Genomic DNA, 16,663 nt, shown 5'->3' on the forward strand with positions numbered 1-16,663 from the left:
TACGTTGACTTACTCGGCTTCCCGCAAGTATCTCGCTTAATTTTTGCACCGTTTAAGATATCCGGTAAAAACTCATGTTTGTAAGCAGGCATTGCAACGCCGGAAATTCCATGGTTGCGGCGGCCGCTATTTAACGGAATAAGCATTGGCGTTGCATTAACTTTTGCTCAAGATTTTTTTAAAAAAGCGTTGGCTTTCGAATCGATACTGTCCGCCTGCCGGAAATCTAACGGTTGCAGCAGCGGTTATTTGCCGAAAAAAGACCTTTTCTAAAGTCTAACGGTTGCGTGCGCCGTTATTTGCCTGCCTCCAAGTAAAAATTACCGGTTTTCAGCGAAATAAGCTCCATGGCAACCGTTACAATTTGAAATCAACCGTATTGGAGCAAATAGCGCTTGTGGCAACCGTTAGAATCTTGGAGTGCCCAGAAAAGGTATCTTGCCAGCTTTAAATGCAGCGCTAGTGCGAACAGGCTCGTTCTAAATTTTAACGATTGGGAGCGCCGTTCCAATTTGAAATCGGTGTGTTTTGAGCGCAAATAACCTTCATTATTCTAGCTCTATTGCGGCCATTAAGCCGTGGCGACCGCTAAAACGAAAAGAGAATATGCATCTTATCATTGTTAATACACATACTTGCGCTGCACCCAGTAACTGAACAGAAACAGCGAACCTTCGGTCAGCAGCTTCGCCCCGATCAAAGGGATGCGGGCCAGGTCGTGATATACGTGCATCAGGCCCATATTCAGCAGCAATACGATCAGAACCAGCGAAAAATACCGCGGTAAAGAGGCGTACAGCTTGGCCGATCGGCCGTGGCCGCGGGCAAACACGAACCTGCGGTTCATCGCAAAGTTGGCGGCGGAGCTGCAAATTCTCGCCCCCGCGACTGAAAGCGCGAGGTTTTTGCTGAATGCCTGAAGCAAGAACAGCAGCGCGAAGTCGATGCCCGCCGACAGGATGGACGAGGCGCTGAACAGCAGAATCGGCAGGTAAATCCGCGCGGAATCGGCCAAGGGACGGAAATGGGAGGACTTGTTGTCGTCCAGATAAACCGTGTCGATAAACACTTCCGCCAGACTGCAGCCTTTTCGTTTGGCTCCGAGCAAAAGGTTCATTTCATATTCAAAACGTTCCCCCGGAACCGAGCACAACCATTCCAGCATGCCGGAGGAATAGCCGCGAAGCCCGGTTTGCGTGTCGTAAATTTTCGTCCCGGTCGTAAAAGCGAAGACAAATCGCGTCACCGCGTTGCCGAACCGGCTGCGCAGCGGCACCTTGCCGGTAAAGCGGCGGCTTCCGAGCACCAGGCTGCAGCCCTGCTCCCGCACCGCGGCGACGACCCGGCCGATATCGGCGGGCAGATGCTGGCCGTCGCTGTCGGCGCAGACCACGGGGCCGCGCTGCCCGGCATCGAGCAAATAGCGGAAGCCTGTTTTCAGGGCCCGGCCTTTTCCGCGATTGACCTCATGCCGCAGCACAATGCATCCCGCCGCCCGGGCCGAGTCAAAAATCGGGCGGTACGCCTCGCCGCTGCCGTCATCGACGATCACGATCCAGGTATCCGGCATTTTTTTCAACTGTCCGATCAAATTCAACAGCCGCTCGTCCGGTTCATAGGCGGGGATCAGAATCGTCGTCATCTCAGTTCACCTCTTTCACGTAGAGGATATCGCTGACGCCGCGCTCCCGCCCTTTGCCCTGGGGATTGTTGACCACCCGGCCCATAAAATACATGGTGGACGAGCCGCCTCCGTCCAGATTGTAAGCTTCGGTGCAGCCTAAATCTTGAAACACCCGGGCGAACTCCGTCAACGTCATGCCGCGGCTGTAGCCTTCCTTGCGCCCGTCGACGACGACAAACACGTAATGGTTTGGCGCGATCAGGCCGATACCGGTGCGGGGATTGGCGCCTTGAATCGAGCGGTTGCCGAAATTGGTATCGATTTTCACGTTGTCCAAATCGGTGTTCACTTTCCCGTCCTCGATCAGCGCCGGCCCGAACGATAATGTTTGGACCGCCCCCTGCTCCAGCAATGCCGACGAAGAAACCTTTGTTTCATCGTAAGATTTCATCGTCCCGTCGTTGAATAACGCTAGCCCCGTTCTTGCCGGCTCATCCCGGTACAACGTTCCGTTACGGATAATCACCCCGTCGCCCCGGAATCCGTAATAGTCGCCATTGACGGCAAAAATCGCGCCGTTGTTGGAGGCGATCTCCGAGGTGTTCTCCGTAATATTGCGCCCGAAGCCGTTTTCGGCGAAGGCGGACAGCAGACTGCCCGGGTTCTTCACCTGCACGTCGGCCACATAGTACGTAATTTTGTCCGCTCCGGAACCGGTTTGCACTTGATCGATATGGATCTGGAGATCATCGCTCGTATAATTCCACTCATCGGATTGAGCGCCGGCCTCCGAAGATGTGGTGTTCTCCTGCGGGGCCGATCCGCCCGGCGGCGCGCCTTCCCCGGACACCACCTTCTCCACATGTTTAATTAAATAACGGTCCGCCAGCCCGTACAGCGTTCCTCCGACGATCAGCACCGGAACGATCACGGCGATGATCAGCATTTTTTTCGATTTCCGGCGGCCGGTTTCTTGTTGTAGGCTCATCTTATTCACCCTCCGCTTTGAAGTTTAGATCCGAACCGAAAACGAAAAGGTGTGAAGAACAGCATGATACACGGTTTCGCCCCGGCAACTACATCATAAGGCGGTAAACTGAAACGGAACTGAAGGTGAGTTGAAGGTTTGGTGAAAAGGGGGGAGAGAGTGACGAAGGCGGATGAGGAAATACACCAGGGAGGCCGGCGATTATGCAAAAAAAGAAGCCGGGCTGGCGGCCGGCTTGTCAAAGGGGATGCTTATTCTCATCATGTTTGCTGCGTCCGTTTTTTCTTGGATAAGCGATGACGGACTGCATGAACAGCTAACAGCAGAAGGGGGAGCAGAAGCCCGATGACCAAAGTGTACGGCGGCCAGGTACGGGCGTCCCAGGCTTGCCTGAAAGGGACGTTGGGGTAAACGACGAACGACAAGACGATGAAAAGCATCCCCAGCGGCCAAACGAGCGGCCGGTAGTCCTTCAAATTGAAAATTTGGGCAAGGGATACCGTAATGGAACTCAGGTAAAGCGTAATCCGGAAATACAGCGAAAAAAACCACATGATGGCCATGATGGTTTCGACCCGCTGCAAGAAGTGGCCGATGTCGATTTTTTGGGCCAGTACATAACTTGGGTACAAGCTTTTTGACGTAACTTCCACTCCAAGGACGAGGATGGCCAGGGTGATGACGGCCACCAGCATCAAACTGCCGATCAAGCTGCCGAGAACGATGCCTTTGCCGAACAGGGCGGGCCGGCTCAGAGAAGCCGGGAGGGTCAAGAGCAGTGCAATATGCGGCAAAAAAGCGACGCTGAGAAAAGTAAACCCCGCCTGCCAGATCGGGGGGAAGCCGTTTTCCAGGACGGGCTGCAAATGACGCGGATCTATATTGAAGGCAACCAGCACAACCAATAGAAAATAAAGAAGGAGAAACCAGGGAAACAGCAGCTCCGCAGAACGGGCGATCACTTCGACCCCCAGGCGGACGCCCATGAGAACCACGGCCCCGAACAGGATGATGATGGCTTCAATCGGGGTTTCCGGAATCAATTGCGTTGTCATAAAATCCCCTAAGTCGTTCATTACCGCGGTAGGGGCGCTAAAAAACGAGACTACGAGCAGCAGGGAAACGATTTTTCCGACCCATTTTCCCAACACCGTTTCTATGATCTCAGTCAAGTTTTTTTGCGGATACAGGTTGACGAGCTTAGCCATCATCCAGACGAGCGGCAGGCCCGCACCGATTCCGATCAGGCCGGCGATCCAGGCGTCCTGTCTGGCTGACTCGGCCATGCCGGAAGGGGTGATTAAAATAGCGCTTCCCACCGTAAAAAGGATCGTGACGATCGTCAACTGGCGCAGGGAGATATGTACTTCGTTCAACAGATATTCACCTCGGATCGTTTCTTAAACGGTCGATTTGCTCTTGCTCATGGGATTAATCCGACCGCCGACAAAAAATCAATAAACGGTTTGAATACGACCGTTAGCACAAGCAACGGACTGGGAAAATGGCGAATTAGCAGCACCGGAATAGAGATTCCTACGGCAATTGCGAGCAGCATGCAAAAGGCCCACAGGTCTTTTTTCTGCTGTTGTTTTAAGAGTGCCGGCAGCTCGAACCAGGCGATGATGCCGGCCACGATCAGGACGCCTGCGCTCCATAGCATGGCATGTCTACTCCTTTATTTGTTCCGCGACCGGGTTCGTTATCATTCCGATGCGGCGGATGGTGAAATCCGTTTTGATGTTTATCGGCAGCCCGGTAAAGTATTCTTCATTCCAATCTTTTTCCATCGTCTTCCAAGCCTTAGGGTTGCTGCGGTGAATGGCTTCGCCAAAGCCGAAAATATCGGTTTTGAACTCCCTTTGCGCCTTTTCTATCGCCGCTTCCATAAATTTGATAAGCTTTTCCTCAATTTCTTTCTCCAGACCGGGTACGGTGCTGGGGTCGGTTATATCCAGTTTTTTGCAGCCGGCCGCGCCGACATTGCCTTCCGCCGTAACCTGAATATCGATCTGCGGTTGCCCCTGCATCACGCTCCCCTTGACTTTCGTGCTGCTGCGGATAGACTCGATGATTACTTTGCCGCCATCCGGGCAGGGGATATGCAGGATTGTGCTTTTGATGCCGCCGTGGATGTCATGATATCCTCTGCTTTCCTGTTCGTTTAGCCAGCCGACAAGCTTGTCTTTGTTGAATGCGGCCAAACCGGAATATTTTAGCTGGGTTGGCGTGCTGATGCTGGTGATGTTATCTTTGTTTTCCCCGATTTTTGGGTCCCCGCTGATTTCCAGCGCGGTTAATACGGGACTCTGCCCTGAGCTGGCCAGGTTGTCGATCAACTCGTCCAGCGTAATCGCAAGGCTGGGGGACCAGTTGATCTCCGAGGTTTCCAGCGACGAAAACAGCTTGTTGGCCGGAACGGGTTCGAGCGGGGTCATGATCTTGAGCGTTTCCAAAGCGCTTGCCCCCTTGGCGACGACCAAATAGAAATCGGGACGAAATTCGTGATCCCGGAACAAAAAATCGAGTGTTTCCCCGATACCCTGCCGAGCCAGCGACTCGCCGATCAGGAATACGCGAAGATGGGAGAAATAGATTTTTCTCGGGCTGATTTGCGTCAGTCTCCGCGCCGCTTCGAAAACGGAATCCCCTTCGGCGGTATACAACGTGGCGGGGGCGCCGCCGCTCGCCCCCTTTTGCGCGGTGACCTGTCCAGGATCCACCACCTGTACGGTAAGACGGTAGCGGCCTCCTTCCATATCCACGCCGGCCGCGGCGGCGATGCCGAGTTCGTTGAGCTCTCTGCGATTCCAGCAGCCGGTAATCAGCAGGACGATGGAAAGCAGCAGGATCAGAGAAGCCATGTTTTTTCTCATGGATAAGTCTCCTTTGCATGCGCTGCGGGATTTGCTTGTTGCGGTAGCGCGTTATTCCCGCGATTTTTTCGGCGGGGTGCTGTTCCGGCGCGTAATATTGCTCTGGTTGATAAGACGGACCCGGGAGCCCAGCATCCAGTGCGGAAGCCGGATGATCGAATCCTTGTTATCCGCCGGGATGAGCGGAGCGAACGGGGCCATGTACGGAATTCCGAAAGAACGAAGGCTGCACAGATGTAAAACCAGAACGATAACCCCCGCGATGATGCCGAACAAGCCGAAGGACGCGGCCAGCGCCATATAAGGAAACCGCAGCAGGCGAAAGGCGATTGACATATTATAGGACGGCAGAATGAAGCTGGAGATCGCCGTAAATGACACGACAATGACCATCGCTGCCGACACGATACCCGCTTGAACGGCGGCTTGTCCGATGACCAGCGTGCCGACGATGGAGATCGCCGCGCCTATATTTCTGGGCATGCGAATGCTGGCTTCGCGCAAAATCTCGAAGGTCAACTCCATCAGCAGCGCTTCGATAAAGGCCGGAAAAGGGACCTGTTCCCGCTGCGCGGCCAGGCTGATCAGCAGTTGCGTCGGCAGCAACTCTTGATGAAAGGTCGTGAAGGCGACGTACATGGATGGTCCGAACAAGGAAACGAGGATCCCAAGGTAACGAAGCAGCCTGACAAAGCTGCTGATATCCGCGCGCTGGTAATAATCCTCCGGGGCTTGGAGAAAGGAAGAAAACAATGTTGGGATAATCAGCGCAATCGGCGTTCCGTCCACCAAAATAGCTACCCTGCCCTCCGCTAACGCGGCCGCGATCACGTCCGGCCGCTCGGAATTGAAAATGGTCGGGAACGGGCTGAACGTTTCGTCCTGAATGGATTCCTCGATATATCCGCTTTCGAAAATACTGCCCACATCGATCCGATTCAGGCGGTCGCGTACCTCTTGCACCAACTTGTCGTTGGCGATGCCTTTCATGTACATGATGGCCACGTCAGTCCGGGTGAGCCGGCCGATTTGCATGGTCTCCAGCCATAGATTCGGGTCTTTGATTTTTCGCCGGATCAGCGCCGTGTTGGTGCGCAGCGATTCGACGAAGCTCTCCCGGGGGCCGCGGACGACGTTTTCGGCGGACGGCTCGGTGACCGCCCGATCTTTCCAGCCGGGAGTGCTGCAAACAATGCCCTGTTTATGGCCGTCGATCAGGATGATTGTGTCTCCGGACAGCAGCGCCTGGTATAAGGCGTCAAAATCGCTGACGTCCTTGATGTCCCCGATTGTCAGCGCATAATTTTTCAAGGCCTGTATGGCATCGGAAGGAAGGGCGATTTTACGGTCGGCGCGGTCAAATAATTTGATATCCAGCATGACGGACTTCATGATGAAATCGGTGATGATATTCTGATCGGCTAATCCGTCGGTATATAGAATGGCTATGGATTGATTCCCTTCATAACCGACCGGCAGGTTGCGGATAATGATATCCGTACTATTGCCGAGCGTCTCTCGGATGGCCTGTAAATTTGTCTCCAGCTCTTCGAATAAAGCGGTAGGCTCAGGCTCGGACTCAGCCGAAGCCGAAACCCGGTCGCCGGAGTCCGTGTTTTTCTTGAATAAACGGGCGGACTTATTATGGAATTTTCTGCGGTAACGCATCGCTGTTCTCCCTCTCAAGGGTGTTTTTAGCCTCATTATTGCCGAAGGAAGAGTTATCCAAACGGGAGGTGCGGCACGCTTGGGATGAAATAATTTAAATGCCGGTTATCGGCCGAGCCGCTTGATTTCTCGCCTTTGCATATCGCCGAATGGACGGGATTATATTAGAATAGAGCTATCCGACACCTCCGGCAGAATGTTTCCGGGGGTGTTTTTTCACGGTTTTCGAGTTTCAAGCTAAGACAATGGAGGGGATATTTATGGAACAAAGCGGGAAATTCGCCTGGACCTGGCGCGTGAAGGAGGAACATTTGAACGCCTATGTGGAAATGCATTTGAACCCGTGGCCGGAGGTGCTGGAGGAGCATAGCAAGGCGGGCATCCGCAATTATTCGATTTTTCAGCAGGGGAACCAGTTTTTCTATTGCTTTGAGTGTGACGACGTGGACGCGGCGTTCGACTATATTGCCCAAAGCGAGGCGTGCCAGCGCTGGAACGCGATTACGTCGGGGATGGTCGAAGGCTCGTTTGATTTCAACGAACCGAACCCGATCGTTCCGATGCGGGAAGTTTTTTATTTGAAGTAATTTGAAGTAATTTGAAGTAATTTGAAGTAATTTGAAGTAATGGGTACCGCGGTTAATCTGCCTTCCACCGACGTTGGATATATCCAATAGAACTTGTTTGTTGTCCGGAAAACCGGCGGTCTGATTGGATTTATCCAATAGATTTGATTTTTTTGCTCGGCAAAAGAACGTTTTGTCTGAGATCTATTGGATTTTTCCGATTGGAGGCCCGCTTTTAGGATGGTTTCGGTAAATCTATTGGATATTTCCAATGTGGGGCTGGAGTAGGAAGGGAGGGCCGTTGAATCAACTGCAAAAGTACATTTGGAGCTCCGGCAAATTTCCTCCTTTGAGCGAACGAAATGCAAAAATGCATCTGTTTTGCGACCATTTGATAAAAAAGTATCTATTGACCGGAAATGAACTGCAGATTTGCATTTGGCGAGCTGTTTTCGGGAGGTTTTGACAAAAATCGCCTGCACTTTTGCATTTCGTCGCGGGAGTTGATTCCCCCGGAGTCCGTCCCCTGGAGTCTAAGCCCCGGGTTCCATGCCCCGGAGTCCATTCTTTGGAGTCCATACCCCAGAATCCATGCCCCAGATTTCATTCCCTCTGAAATCTCATAACAATCTCATGAAACAAAGCGACCCCTTTTTCGATATCCTCGGGTTCCATATGGCCGTAACCAAACAGCAGCTTGTCCGTATGTTTTCCTTTATTGATACAGTGGTACTCCACCGGCGTGACGCGGACTCCATGGTTGATGCAGTTCTTGGCGAAGGCCTCGCCCAACTCCATTCCCGGGAACTGGACGGCCAGATGCAGTCCGGAAGCATCGCCCCAAGCATGCCAAATATCCCCGAAATGAGCCTTCAGCGATGCAAGAAGAGTCTGACGGCGCTCTCCGTAATGTTTTGTCGCCGTACGAATATGCCGGTCGAACTTCCGGCGGTGCAGAAACTCGGCCAAAACCGCCTGCTCAAACGGAGGGTTTTGCACATCCGAATGGGTGCGCAGCTGCCGCCAGCGCTGGTGCAGTTTGCCCGGCAGAATGACATAGCCGATCCGCAGCGCCGGGACGAGCACTTTGCTGAACGTGCCGATGTGGATCACCCGCTCGGGATCCATGGCGTACAACGGGGCTACCGGGTCGCCGTAATACCGGAATTCGCTGTCGTAATCATCCTCGACGATGTAGCTGTTTTGTTCCCTGGCATACCTGATCAAGGCGGTGCGGCGGCTTGCCGGCAAAACCCCTCCCAGCGGGAACTGGTGCGAGGGCGTTACATATACCGCACAGCTGGGCTGACCCTGCAGATATTCGGTCTGAACCCCCAGCTTGTCGACCGGGATTGGATTGACGGCATATCCCTTGTTCAACATGATCTGCAGCATCCCCCGGTTGCAGGGGTCTTCCATGCAGATCGGCTTTCCTTCCTCGTACAGCAGGTCGGTGACCAAATTTAGCGCATGCGTGGCGCCCGCCGTAATAAAAATATCCTCCGGAGCCGCGGATAGGCCTTTGCTGCGGAGCAGATGCGCGGCGATTTCTTCGCGCAGCCTCGGCAGCCCTTGCGGTCCCGTGTATCCCAGGAGATCGTACGGCATTTCCTGCAGCGTCCGTTTCGACAGCTGCTGCCAAAGATACCGGGGAAACAGCCGCAAATCCGGATGGCCTGTCCGGAAGTCGGCCAAAAGCGGCACCGGAGCAGGCCGTCCCTCTCTCGACGATTCCGCCGGCGGAGTCAGCTGTTCGAGAACCAGCCCGCCGGCAACCCGCGCAACCGAACCGGGGCGGTTTAGAACGAAACCTTCGACCGCCAACATGTCATAAGCTTCCACTACGGTATTGCGGGATATTTTCAGCTGCTGGGCCAGTCCCCGGGTGGAGGGCAGCGCTTCTCCCGCTTTGATCGCGCCGTTCAAAATCCGCTCGCTCAGCGCCATATAAAGCTGCCTTTTCAAAGGTATTTCACCGTCTTTTTGCAACTCGATTCCCCACATAGAACCTCCAACTGGACCGCTTATTTTTGCGCCGAACCGGTTCTTTACGGGATGCCGGCCGCTTTTTTAAGATAAGACTACCTCCGATTGTATCATGATTTCCGGTTTGTACCATCGCTCAAAACTTTATAAGGATGTGATCCGTTGGAACGGTTAAAGGGAATGGCATGTTTGGCCGGAGCGTTTTCGCTGGCCGGCACTTCCGTGATTGCGGCCCGTTTTTTTGGCGGCCAGCTTGGAATTTTCACGATTACCGGGGTCAGTTTATTTCTGGCGCTGTGCCTGATGCTCCCTCTCGGCTGGAAAGAGCTGAAGGATACTTGCCGCCGCTTGCGGTTTAGAGACGGGGGATTGTTATTCCTGCAGGCGTTGTTCGGTATTTTTTTGTTCCGCCTGTTTTTGCTGACCGGTCTTGAAAAGACGAGCTCCGGAGAGGCGGGGATCCTGACGGGGGCAACGCCTGCCGTCACCGTTCTGCTCGCTGCGTTCGTGTTGAGGGAACCGGTCGGCCGGCGCGCGCGGCTGGGCATCGTTAGCGCCATCGGCGGCGTTGTTTTGATCCAGTTGTTTTCGGCGGGAAAACTCGGGGCCATGAGCTTGGATCATCTCGCCGGCAACGGCTTGGTGCTTTTGGCGGCGATCAGCGAATCCTCGTTCAACATTTTGTCGCGCGGATTTGCGCTGAAATCCGAAGGCTCGCAGGGAGCGGCCATTCCGCCCATGTCCCAAACCATGCTTGTTACCGCCACGGCCATGTTCCTATGCCTTATCCCGGCCGCTTTTGAACATCCGTTTTCTTCGCTGCATACGATCGGATGGCAGGAATGGCTGGCTTTGGTCTGGTACGGTCCGTTTGTGACGGCGCTGGCTTTCCTGTTATGGTTTGCCGGCATCCAAAGATGCCCGGCCGCGACGGCGGCCGCTTTCTCGGGACTCATGCCGTTTACCGCTTTGCTGTTGTCCGTTCTCGTTCTGGGCGAATCGTCGTATTGGCTGCAGTGGGTCGGAGGGCTTTTGGTCATCTTGGGGATTATCCTGATTGCGGGAAAATCCCAGCCTGAACCGAAAAAGGAGCAGGCGGAAAAATCATGGAGCGAGCTGTCTAATCGGATTTAATTGAACAGCTGATCATGTCGGCAGTCCTTCCCGAGCCCGGGAGGGACTGTTTCCCGTTTTGAGCGATCCGCACAGTGAATCAAAAAATTCACTGTGATGGAATTAAATTGGTGTAAAGTGTATTTAACGGAAAAAATTCAGCTACAGATTTGGAAGGGTGAAGCATAAGGATGTTCCGCATGAAATTGAAATTTTTACTTCAGAACAAGCAAACGAGGCTGATTCTGCTGCTTACGGTTTTTGTGCCGGTCTGCATCACCTCGATCGGGCTCTATTCCTATTCCCAGTATAGGAGCGGACTGGACACGGAACTAAACGCCCCGAATGTGGAATTGCTGCAAATCAACCTGGACGTGACCAACCGGGCGTTCCGCGAAGCGGATAACGAGGCGGTGGACATTTCCTTCGATCAGGGGGTTTTGGCGTATATCTTTGAGCAGGCCGGCGGGCGTGAACCATCGGTGCAGGAGCTGCGCGCTTATTTGCACGGCCGCCTTAAAGAGCCGGATATTCATTCGATTCACCTCGTCAAGTTCCGGGATCGGACGGTAATATCCACCCAGTTTGAAGGGAACCCGGCGTGGTCGAATGCCCCCGATTCGGAGTGGTCCGGTTGGATTCAGGAAATCCGTGATAAACCGCTGCTGATCAAAAGAAGGGTCTACGGTGGCGGCGGGGAGGAGGAGGGCACGAATCCCCAGCGTCTCGCCGGGCAGACGGAGGTCCTGTCCCTGGTGCGGCCGATTGCGCGCGGCGGCGAAGCTGGCGGGGCGGTGATCGTCAATCTGGACTATGACAGCCTTTTTTCCAAAACCTACACCCATTTGTCGGATTTTCAATTCGTGTTCAATCTCGATGACGAGCTGATTTATCCCAAGCTGAATCTTCCCTTTACTCCGGAGGAAATGAGAGAGGTTATCGCGGATCTGGACGTCCGGCCGTTTGGTTACGTCAAGGTGCGCGGCCAGGATTACATGGCGAATCAGGCCTTCTCCGACGCGACCGGCTGGCGGCTGGTGTCCCTGGTCCCTCTGGAGGAGCTGCTGAAAAGCGTCACGCTGACGCGCAACATGCTCCTGCTGTTCTCTCTCATTTCCGCCGGGGTCGGCTGCGCGGCCATGTACTACTACAATTATGCCGCATTCCGGCCGTTGAAGCGGATCAACGCCCTGCTTCAGGCTGGGCAGGAATCACCGGGCCGCGGCAGCTTGTACGAACTGGAGCATGTTCTCGACCGGTGGGTGGGCGATTTCCGCATCAAATCGCTGGTTGCCGAGCAAAGCTTGCCGGAGCTTCGCACGAAGCTGATCGGGGAGGTGTTGAACCGGGCGATCGGCTCAAGGGAGATGCAGGCCAAATGGGGACGTTATTTTCAGGATTGGACGGCCGCTCCGCTCGCCATGCTGATTATATCCATCGACCGTTACCAGCGGTTTGCCGCCGAATATCGGGAAGAGGACCGCATGCTGCTGAAATACGCGATGGACAACATTGTCCGCGAGAAGCTGGAGCCGTTTTGGCGCCATGTGACGATGCCGTCGCATCACGAGGACATGGCGGTGTTGCTTCAGCCAAAAGGGAAGGCGCCGGAGGCCTGTTCGTACAAGGACGCGGCCGATCAGCTGATTCAAGCTATTCGCGAATTTTTGCACTTGTCGGTATCGATCGGGATCGGGGGAGAGGTGTCCCATCTCCCGGAAATCAACCGTTCCTATGCGGAAGCGAAGGAGGCGCTGTCCTACCGTTTGTACGAAGGGTACGGCCAAGCCAGGGATTATCGGGAATGCAGCGTCCGAAGAGACGGCGTCCCGTCAACCATTCATGAAGGCTGGAAGACGGAAATGGCCGAAGCGCTGCAAACGTCCGGAGAAGAGCAAAGCAAACAGCTGATGCATCGTTGGATGCAGGACATAGGCGGCAGGCGGATCCATCCGGAAAGCGCCTATAAATTCATTGACCGGCTTATGGCGGAAATGCTGAGCATAGCGGAGGCGCGCGGCCTGCCCGTCCCCGACGAGGCGGACGATTATACGTGGTCGAAGCTGGCCACCATGGAATTGGCCGAGGCGGAAGCGTTGCTATGTCTTCTGGCCGGTACGCTGGCCCGGGAGTTTGCATGCCGGAAGCAGACGAAGGAATTTATTTTGGCACGGAAGATGATTGAATTTATGGAGCAAAATTATCAGGCGAATATCGGGCTGCAAGAGATTGCCGACCATGTAAACATGGGGATTTCCTCGGTAAGCGCCATATTCAAAACGGAGACAGGCAGCACGATTTACGATTATTTGACAAGCCTGAGGATGGACAAGGCCTGCGAGCTGTTGCAGGATACGCCGCTAAAGGTGGCCGATATCGCATTGCGCGTCGGATATCAGAACGAAAACAGTTTTATCCGGGCTTTTCGCAAAAACAAATCCATGACGCCGGGAAAATACCGGGAAACCAACAAATTTTCCGGCGGATATGCAGATCCGGCAAAAACGCGCAAATTCGGAATATTTGAAGATTCGTAAGGAGATTATCCGATTGTCCCGCCGCGGCTCTTTCGACTACACTGCCATTGAGAAATAAATCACGTACTAGGTGCGCTCACGTGCTTAGGTGCTGATTTGGCTGCTTTGCAATCGGAGGTGACCGCCGCAGGGGAACAACACTAGCTGAACTAGCGGAAAAGAGGAATGGCATGAACGGAAAAAACGGAACAGCGAAAGCCGGTTCACGACGGCCGGCGATGGGAGCGTACATGATCGGAATAGCGGTAGTATTGAGTATCATGCTGGCGTACGTCCTGTCTGACCGCCCGAAGTCGGCAAACCCGCCGGCCGATTTCCCGCAGAAACCCGTTACTTTGATCGTACCGTACGCCGCCGGAGGCGGTACGGATCTTACCGCAAGGGCACTCGCGCAAGCGGCCGAAGAACATCTTGGTCAACCGATTGTCGTGGTCAATCGCACGGGCGGCGGCGGGGCTATCGGTTTGACGGAGGGAGCGCACGCCAAACCGGACGGCTATACGGTAACTTTTCTTGTCGCCGAGCTAACGACCCTTCCGCATCTGGGGCTGCTTCCGGTGACGTATGAAGACTTCATTCCCATCGCGCAAACGAACCGCGATCCCGCCGCGATTACCGTCAGAGCGGATGCTCCCTGGCAAAGTGTCCGGGAATTTCTCGATGATGCGCATGCCCATCCCGGTGAGGTCAAAATGGGGAACGCCGGCACGGGAAGCGTCTGGCATTTGGCTGCCGCCATGCTGGAGAAAGAAGCGGGCGTAAAGTTCACGCATATTCCTTACGAAGGAGCGGGGCCCGCCATATCGGCGCTGCTTAGCGGTTTCGTTGACGCCGTGCCGGTGAGCCCGGCCGAAGTCAAAAGCTATGTTGAGCAGGGAAAACTGCGTACTTTGGCCATCATCGGAGATGGGGAGGCGGCAGCCCTCCCGGGAGTTCCGACGCTGGCGGAAGAAACCGGACTGCATGTGGAGTTCGCGGGAACATGGCGCGGTTTGGCCGTACCGAAAGGAACTCCCGGACCGGTCAGAGATTCGCTGGCCGAAGCTTTCATTGAAGGAACCAGGGAGCCTGAATTTATCGGTGAGATGAGCTCCATGGGGCTTGGTCTGCTGGTCCGGGACGGCAAAGCATTTAGCCGGCATTTGAAAAAAAGCCATGATTTGTACGCGGCGCTGATTCCGGAGCTGGGACTGGGCCGCAAGTGAAATGAAAGCGCATTCTATTACGCGCGAAAGGTGGATTTGACATGAAAATCAAAAAGACTCTGGATCGGATTCCCGGCGGCATGATGTTGATCCCGCTGCTGTTGGGAGCGGTTGTACACACATTTTTCCCTGGGGCCGGAGATTATTTCGGTTCATTTACAAACGGGCTTATGACGGGGACCATCCCTATTTTGGCCGTATGGTTTTTCTGTATGGGGGCGGCCATCGATGTCAGGGCAACGGGGACGGTGCTGAGAAAATCGGGCACGCTGGTGCTGACCAAAATCATTGTAGCCTGGGTCGTGGCCCTCGCCGCTTCGCAATTTTTGCCGGCCGGGGGGATTCAAAGCGGATTTTTTGCGGGCTTGTCCACGCTTGCGCTGATCGCCGCGATGGATATGACCAACGGCGGTTTGTACGCTTCGATTATGCAGCAGTACGGAACCAGGGAAGAAGCGGGCGCTTTTGTGCTGATGTCCCTGGAATCGGGGCCTTTGGTCACCATGTTGATTTTGGGCGCCACAGGTTTGGCCGCTTTCGAACCGCAGGTGTTCGTCGGCGCGGTGCTTCCGTTTTTGATCGGTTTCCTGCTGGGCAATCTGGATCATGATCTTCGCGATTTTTTCGGAAAAGCTACCCATACGATGATCCCTTTCTTCGGTTTTGCGTTAGGATGTTCTATCGATCTGGGGGTTATTGTGCAAACGGGGCTTCTGGGCGTACTGCTTGCCGTTTCCGTCATCATCATCACGGGGATTCCGTTGATCCTGGCGGACAAATATGTGGGCGGGGGGAACGGTACGGCCGGACTTGCCGCATCCAGCACGGCGGGCGCCGCCGTGGCCAATCCGATGATCGTCGCCAATATGAAACCGGAATTTATGCCGGCGGCCCAATCGGCCACCGCTTTAGTCGCCGCTTGCGTTGTCGTGACCTCCATTCTGGTGCCTATTCTGACCGCTTATTGGTCGCAGTACATGAAGAAGAAGGCGGGGAGAGCTTTATCCGACGGGACCCCGCCTCAGGTCAAGGTCTAAATGAAGCCGGAAACGGCCGGTAAGCGGTATAAAGTCCGGCAGAGAAAGGGCTTAACCAGGAAATCTGTGCTTGACAGCGGGCTGCTGGTCTGGCGAACCATCGGCTCGGCTGGGGTTCAAAATAGCGGCCCTTTATTATAGCTCTATTTTGGAGCTTGACGGCCAGCCAATGGAACGGCCAACGATGAGGCGCCGGCGTGTTTAATAGCGGCACTTTATGTACTTATTATCCGGGGCCAAGCATGTTCATCTCCATTAGGAGCACTTTTTGTTCCTATTTTTCTATGAATGGTCCAAAACTCGTAAATTTCCAATGATTTCTGAAAATAACGACATAATTTGCCTCTATTTCTCTCAAACGGACGGATATCTCTGGAATAGCAACATTTTTTGCTCTTATGTTTTTGCTGCAGTTTCTCCGGCAGCCTGGCTTTTGCAGGTTTTTCTGATTGTTTTGAGTCAAGCACCGCTTTATGGTTTCGAGTCAGAAAAAGAGCGCAGTTTGGCATTATTTGGTGTTTGCTCGCAATCTCAAGAGTATAATAAACTTTGCAGGATGATGTGGAAAAATAAAAAAGAAAATGTCTTGGTTGGTTTCGGATAGGCTGATGTTTAGTGTCACGGTAGTTGGAGGAACTGGTTTGGTAACGACATTTTGGCAGGGTTAGTGGAACTAATATTTATAAAAAGTAATCATCCCAATCTTAGGGTCCAGCTATCTTAGTGGATATTATGGAATTATAAAATTTTGGTATTTTTTATATTCTGCAGTAGGTGACGGTATATAATATTTGGCAACATCTCCTAATATGTTCATGGGGTGAGAGCTATGAGCAATTCGGAGAGAATGAAACTCCGTATAGAGATGGAGAGAACAGAATTAAATCGCTTGGCCCAGCGGTACGGGCTGCGGCACAAACGGGTCATTCATCAGTCGGTCCTGTTGGACGGGCTGCTCAATAAGTACAACAACGTCAATTTAACAGATGTACGAAGAAAGCAGCCGATTGCTTAGTCGGCTGCTTTGTCCTTTGGTCAATTTTTTAGCTATTGAATTTCTTCG

14 protein-coding genes are annotated in these 16,663 nt (G+C 53.7%); 7 read left to right on the forward strand and 7 right to left on the reverse strand.

The window, feature by feature from the left end; all coding sequences use genetic code 11:
- Nucleotides 1-622: 622 nt before the first annotated feature.
- The 6 genes from NYE69_RS05525 to NYE69_RS05550 form a co-directional block, all read right to left on the reverse strand.
- Nucleotides 623-1,642, reverse strand: coding sequence for a bifunctional glycosyltransferase family 2/GtrA family protein (locus NYE69_RS05525; RefSeq protein ID WP_340924936.1), 1,020 nt, complete (start codon nt 1,640-1,642; stop codon nt 623-625).
- Nucleotide 1,643: 1 nt separating this feature from the next.
- The gene (locus NYE69_RS05530) at nt 1,644-2,612 is read right to left on the reverse strand and encodes a phosphodiester glycosidase family protein (RefSeq protein ID WP_340924939.1); all 969 of its coding nucleotides are present in this window, start codon (nt 2,610-2,612) and stop codon (nt 1,644-1,646) included.
- Between the two features lie 260 nt (nt 2,613-2,872).
- Complete coding sequence (locus NYE69_RS05535; protein WP_340924943.1) at nt 2,873-3,988, reverse strand: GerAB/ArcD/ProY family transporter; 1,116 nt, start codon at nt 3,986-3,988, stop codon at nt 2,873-2,875.
- 47 nt (nt 3,989-4,035) lie between these two features.
- Entirely contained in the window at nt 4,036-4,275 is a 240-nt protein-coding gene (locus tag NYE69_RS05540) for a hypothetical protein (RefSeq protein ID WP_340924945.1), read from the reverse strand.
- 7 nt (nt 4,276-4,282) lie between these two features.
- Nucleotides 4,283-5,488 (reverse strand): Ger(x)C family spore germination protein, encoded by a 1,206-nt coding sequence (locus tag NYE69_RS05545; RefSeq protein ID WP_340924947.1) that lies wholly within the window; start codon nt 5,486-5,488, stop codon nt 4,283-4,285.
- 51 nt (nt 5,489-5,539) lie between these two features.
- Nucleotides 5,540-7,156, reverse strand: coding sequence for a spore germination protein (locus NYE69_RS05550; protein WP_036626689.1), 1,617 nt, complete (start codon nt 7,154-7,156; stop codon nt 5,540-5,542).
- 260 nt (nt 7,157-7,416) lie between these two features.
- On the opposite strand from NYE69_RS05550, the gene NYE69_RS05555 reads away from it, so the two are divergent.
- Nucleotides 7,417-7,743 carry an L-rhamnose mutarotase gene (locus tag NYE69_RS05555; protein ID WP_036626687.1) on the forward strand — a complete coding sequence of 109 codons (327 nt, stop codon included), beginning with the start codon at nt 7,417-7,419 and terminating at the stop codon, nt 7,741-7,743.
- A gap of 582 nt (nt 7,744-8,325) precedes the next feature.
- Here the strand turns inward: NYE69_RS05555 and pdxR are convergent.
- Nucleotides 8,326-9,726, reverse strand: coding sequence for a MocR-like pyridoxine biosynthesis transcription factor PdxR (gene pdxR / locus NYE69_RS05560; RefSeq protein ID WP_340924954.1), 1,401 nt, complete (start codon nt 9,724-9,726; stop codon nt 8,326-8,328).
- A gap of 144 nt (nt 9,727-9,870) precedes the next feature.
- On the opposite strand from pdxR, the gene NYE69_RS05565 reads away from it, so the two are divergent.
- The 6 genes from NYE69_RS05565 to NYE69_RS05590 all read left to right on the forward strand — a co-directional run bounded on the left by NYE69_RS05565 (nt 9,871) and on the right by NYE69_RS05590 (nt 16,615).
- On the forward strand, nt 9,871-10,842 hold the full coding sequence (locus tag NYE69_RS05565) for a DMT family transporter (protein ID WP_340924958.1): 972 nt from the start codon (nt 9,871-9,873) through the stop codon (nt 10,840-10,842).
- A 179-nt stretch (nt 10,843-11,021) separates the two neighbouring features.
- The gene (locus NYE69_RS05570) at nt 11,022-13,358 is read left to right on the forward strand and encodes a helix-turn-helix domain-containing protein (protein WP_340924962.1); all 2,337 of its coding nucleotides are present in this window, start codon (nt 11,022-11,024) and stop codon (nt 13,356-13,358) included.
- A gap of 170 nt (nt 13,359-13,528) precedes the next feature.
- Complete coding sequence (locus tag NYE69_RS05575; protein ID WP_340924965.1) at nt 13,529-14,563, forward strand: tripartite tricarboxylate transporter substrate binding protein; 1,035 nt, start codon at nt 13,529-13,531, stop codon at nt 14,561-14,563.
- 41 nt (nt 14,564-14,604) lie between these two features.
- On the forward strand, nt 14,605-15,600 hold the full coding sequence (gene kdgT / locus NYE69_RS05580; protein ID WP_340924969.1) for a 2-keto-3-deoxygluconate transporter: 996 nt from the start codon (nt 14,605-14,607) through the stop codon (nt 15,598-15,600).
- A 268-nt stretch (nt 15,601-15,868) separates the two neighbouring features.
- Entirely contained in the window at nt 15,869-16,204 is a 336-nt protein-coding gene (locus NYE69_RS05585) for a hypothetical protein (RefSeq protein ID WP_340924973.1), read from the forward strand.
- Nucleotides 16,205-16,429: 225 nt separating this feature from the next.
- On the forward strand, nt 16,430-16,615 hold the full coding sequence (locus tag NYE69_RS05590; protein WP_328272443.1) for an aspartyl-phosphate phosphatase Spo0E family protein: 186 nt from the start codon (nt 16,430-16,432) through the stop codon (nt 16,613-16,615).
- The last annotated feature ends 48 nt before the right edge of the window (nt 16,616-16,663 follow it).

Origin of the sequence: Paenibacillus sp. FSL R5-0527, from assembly GCF_038008055.1 — a bacterium.
In the GTDB taxonomy this organism is placed as follows: domain Bacteria; phylum Bacillota; class Bacilli; order Paenibacillales; family Paenibacillaceae; genus Fontibacillus; species Fontibacillus macerans.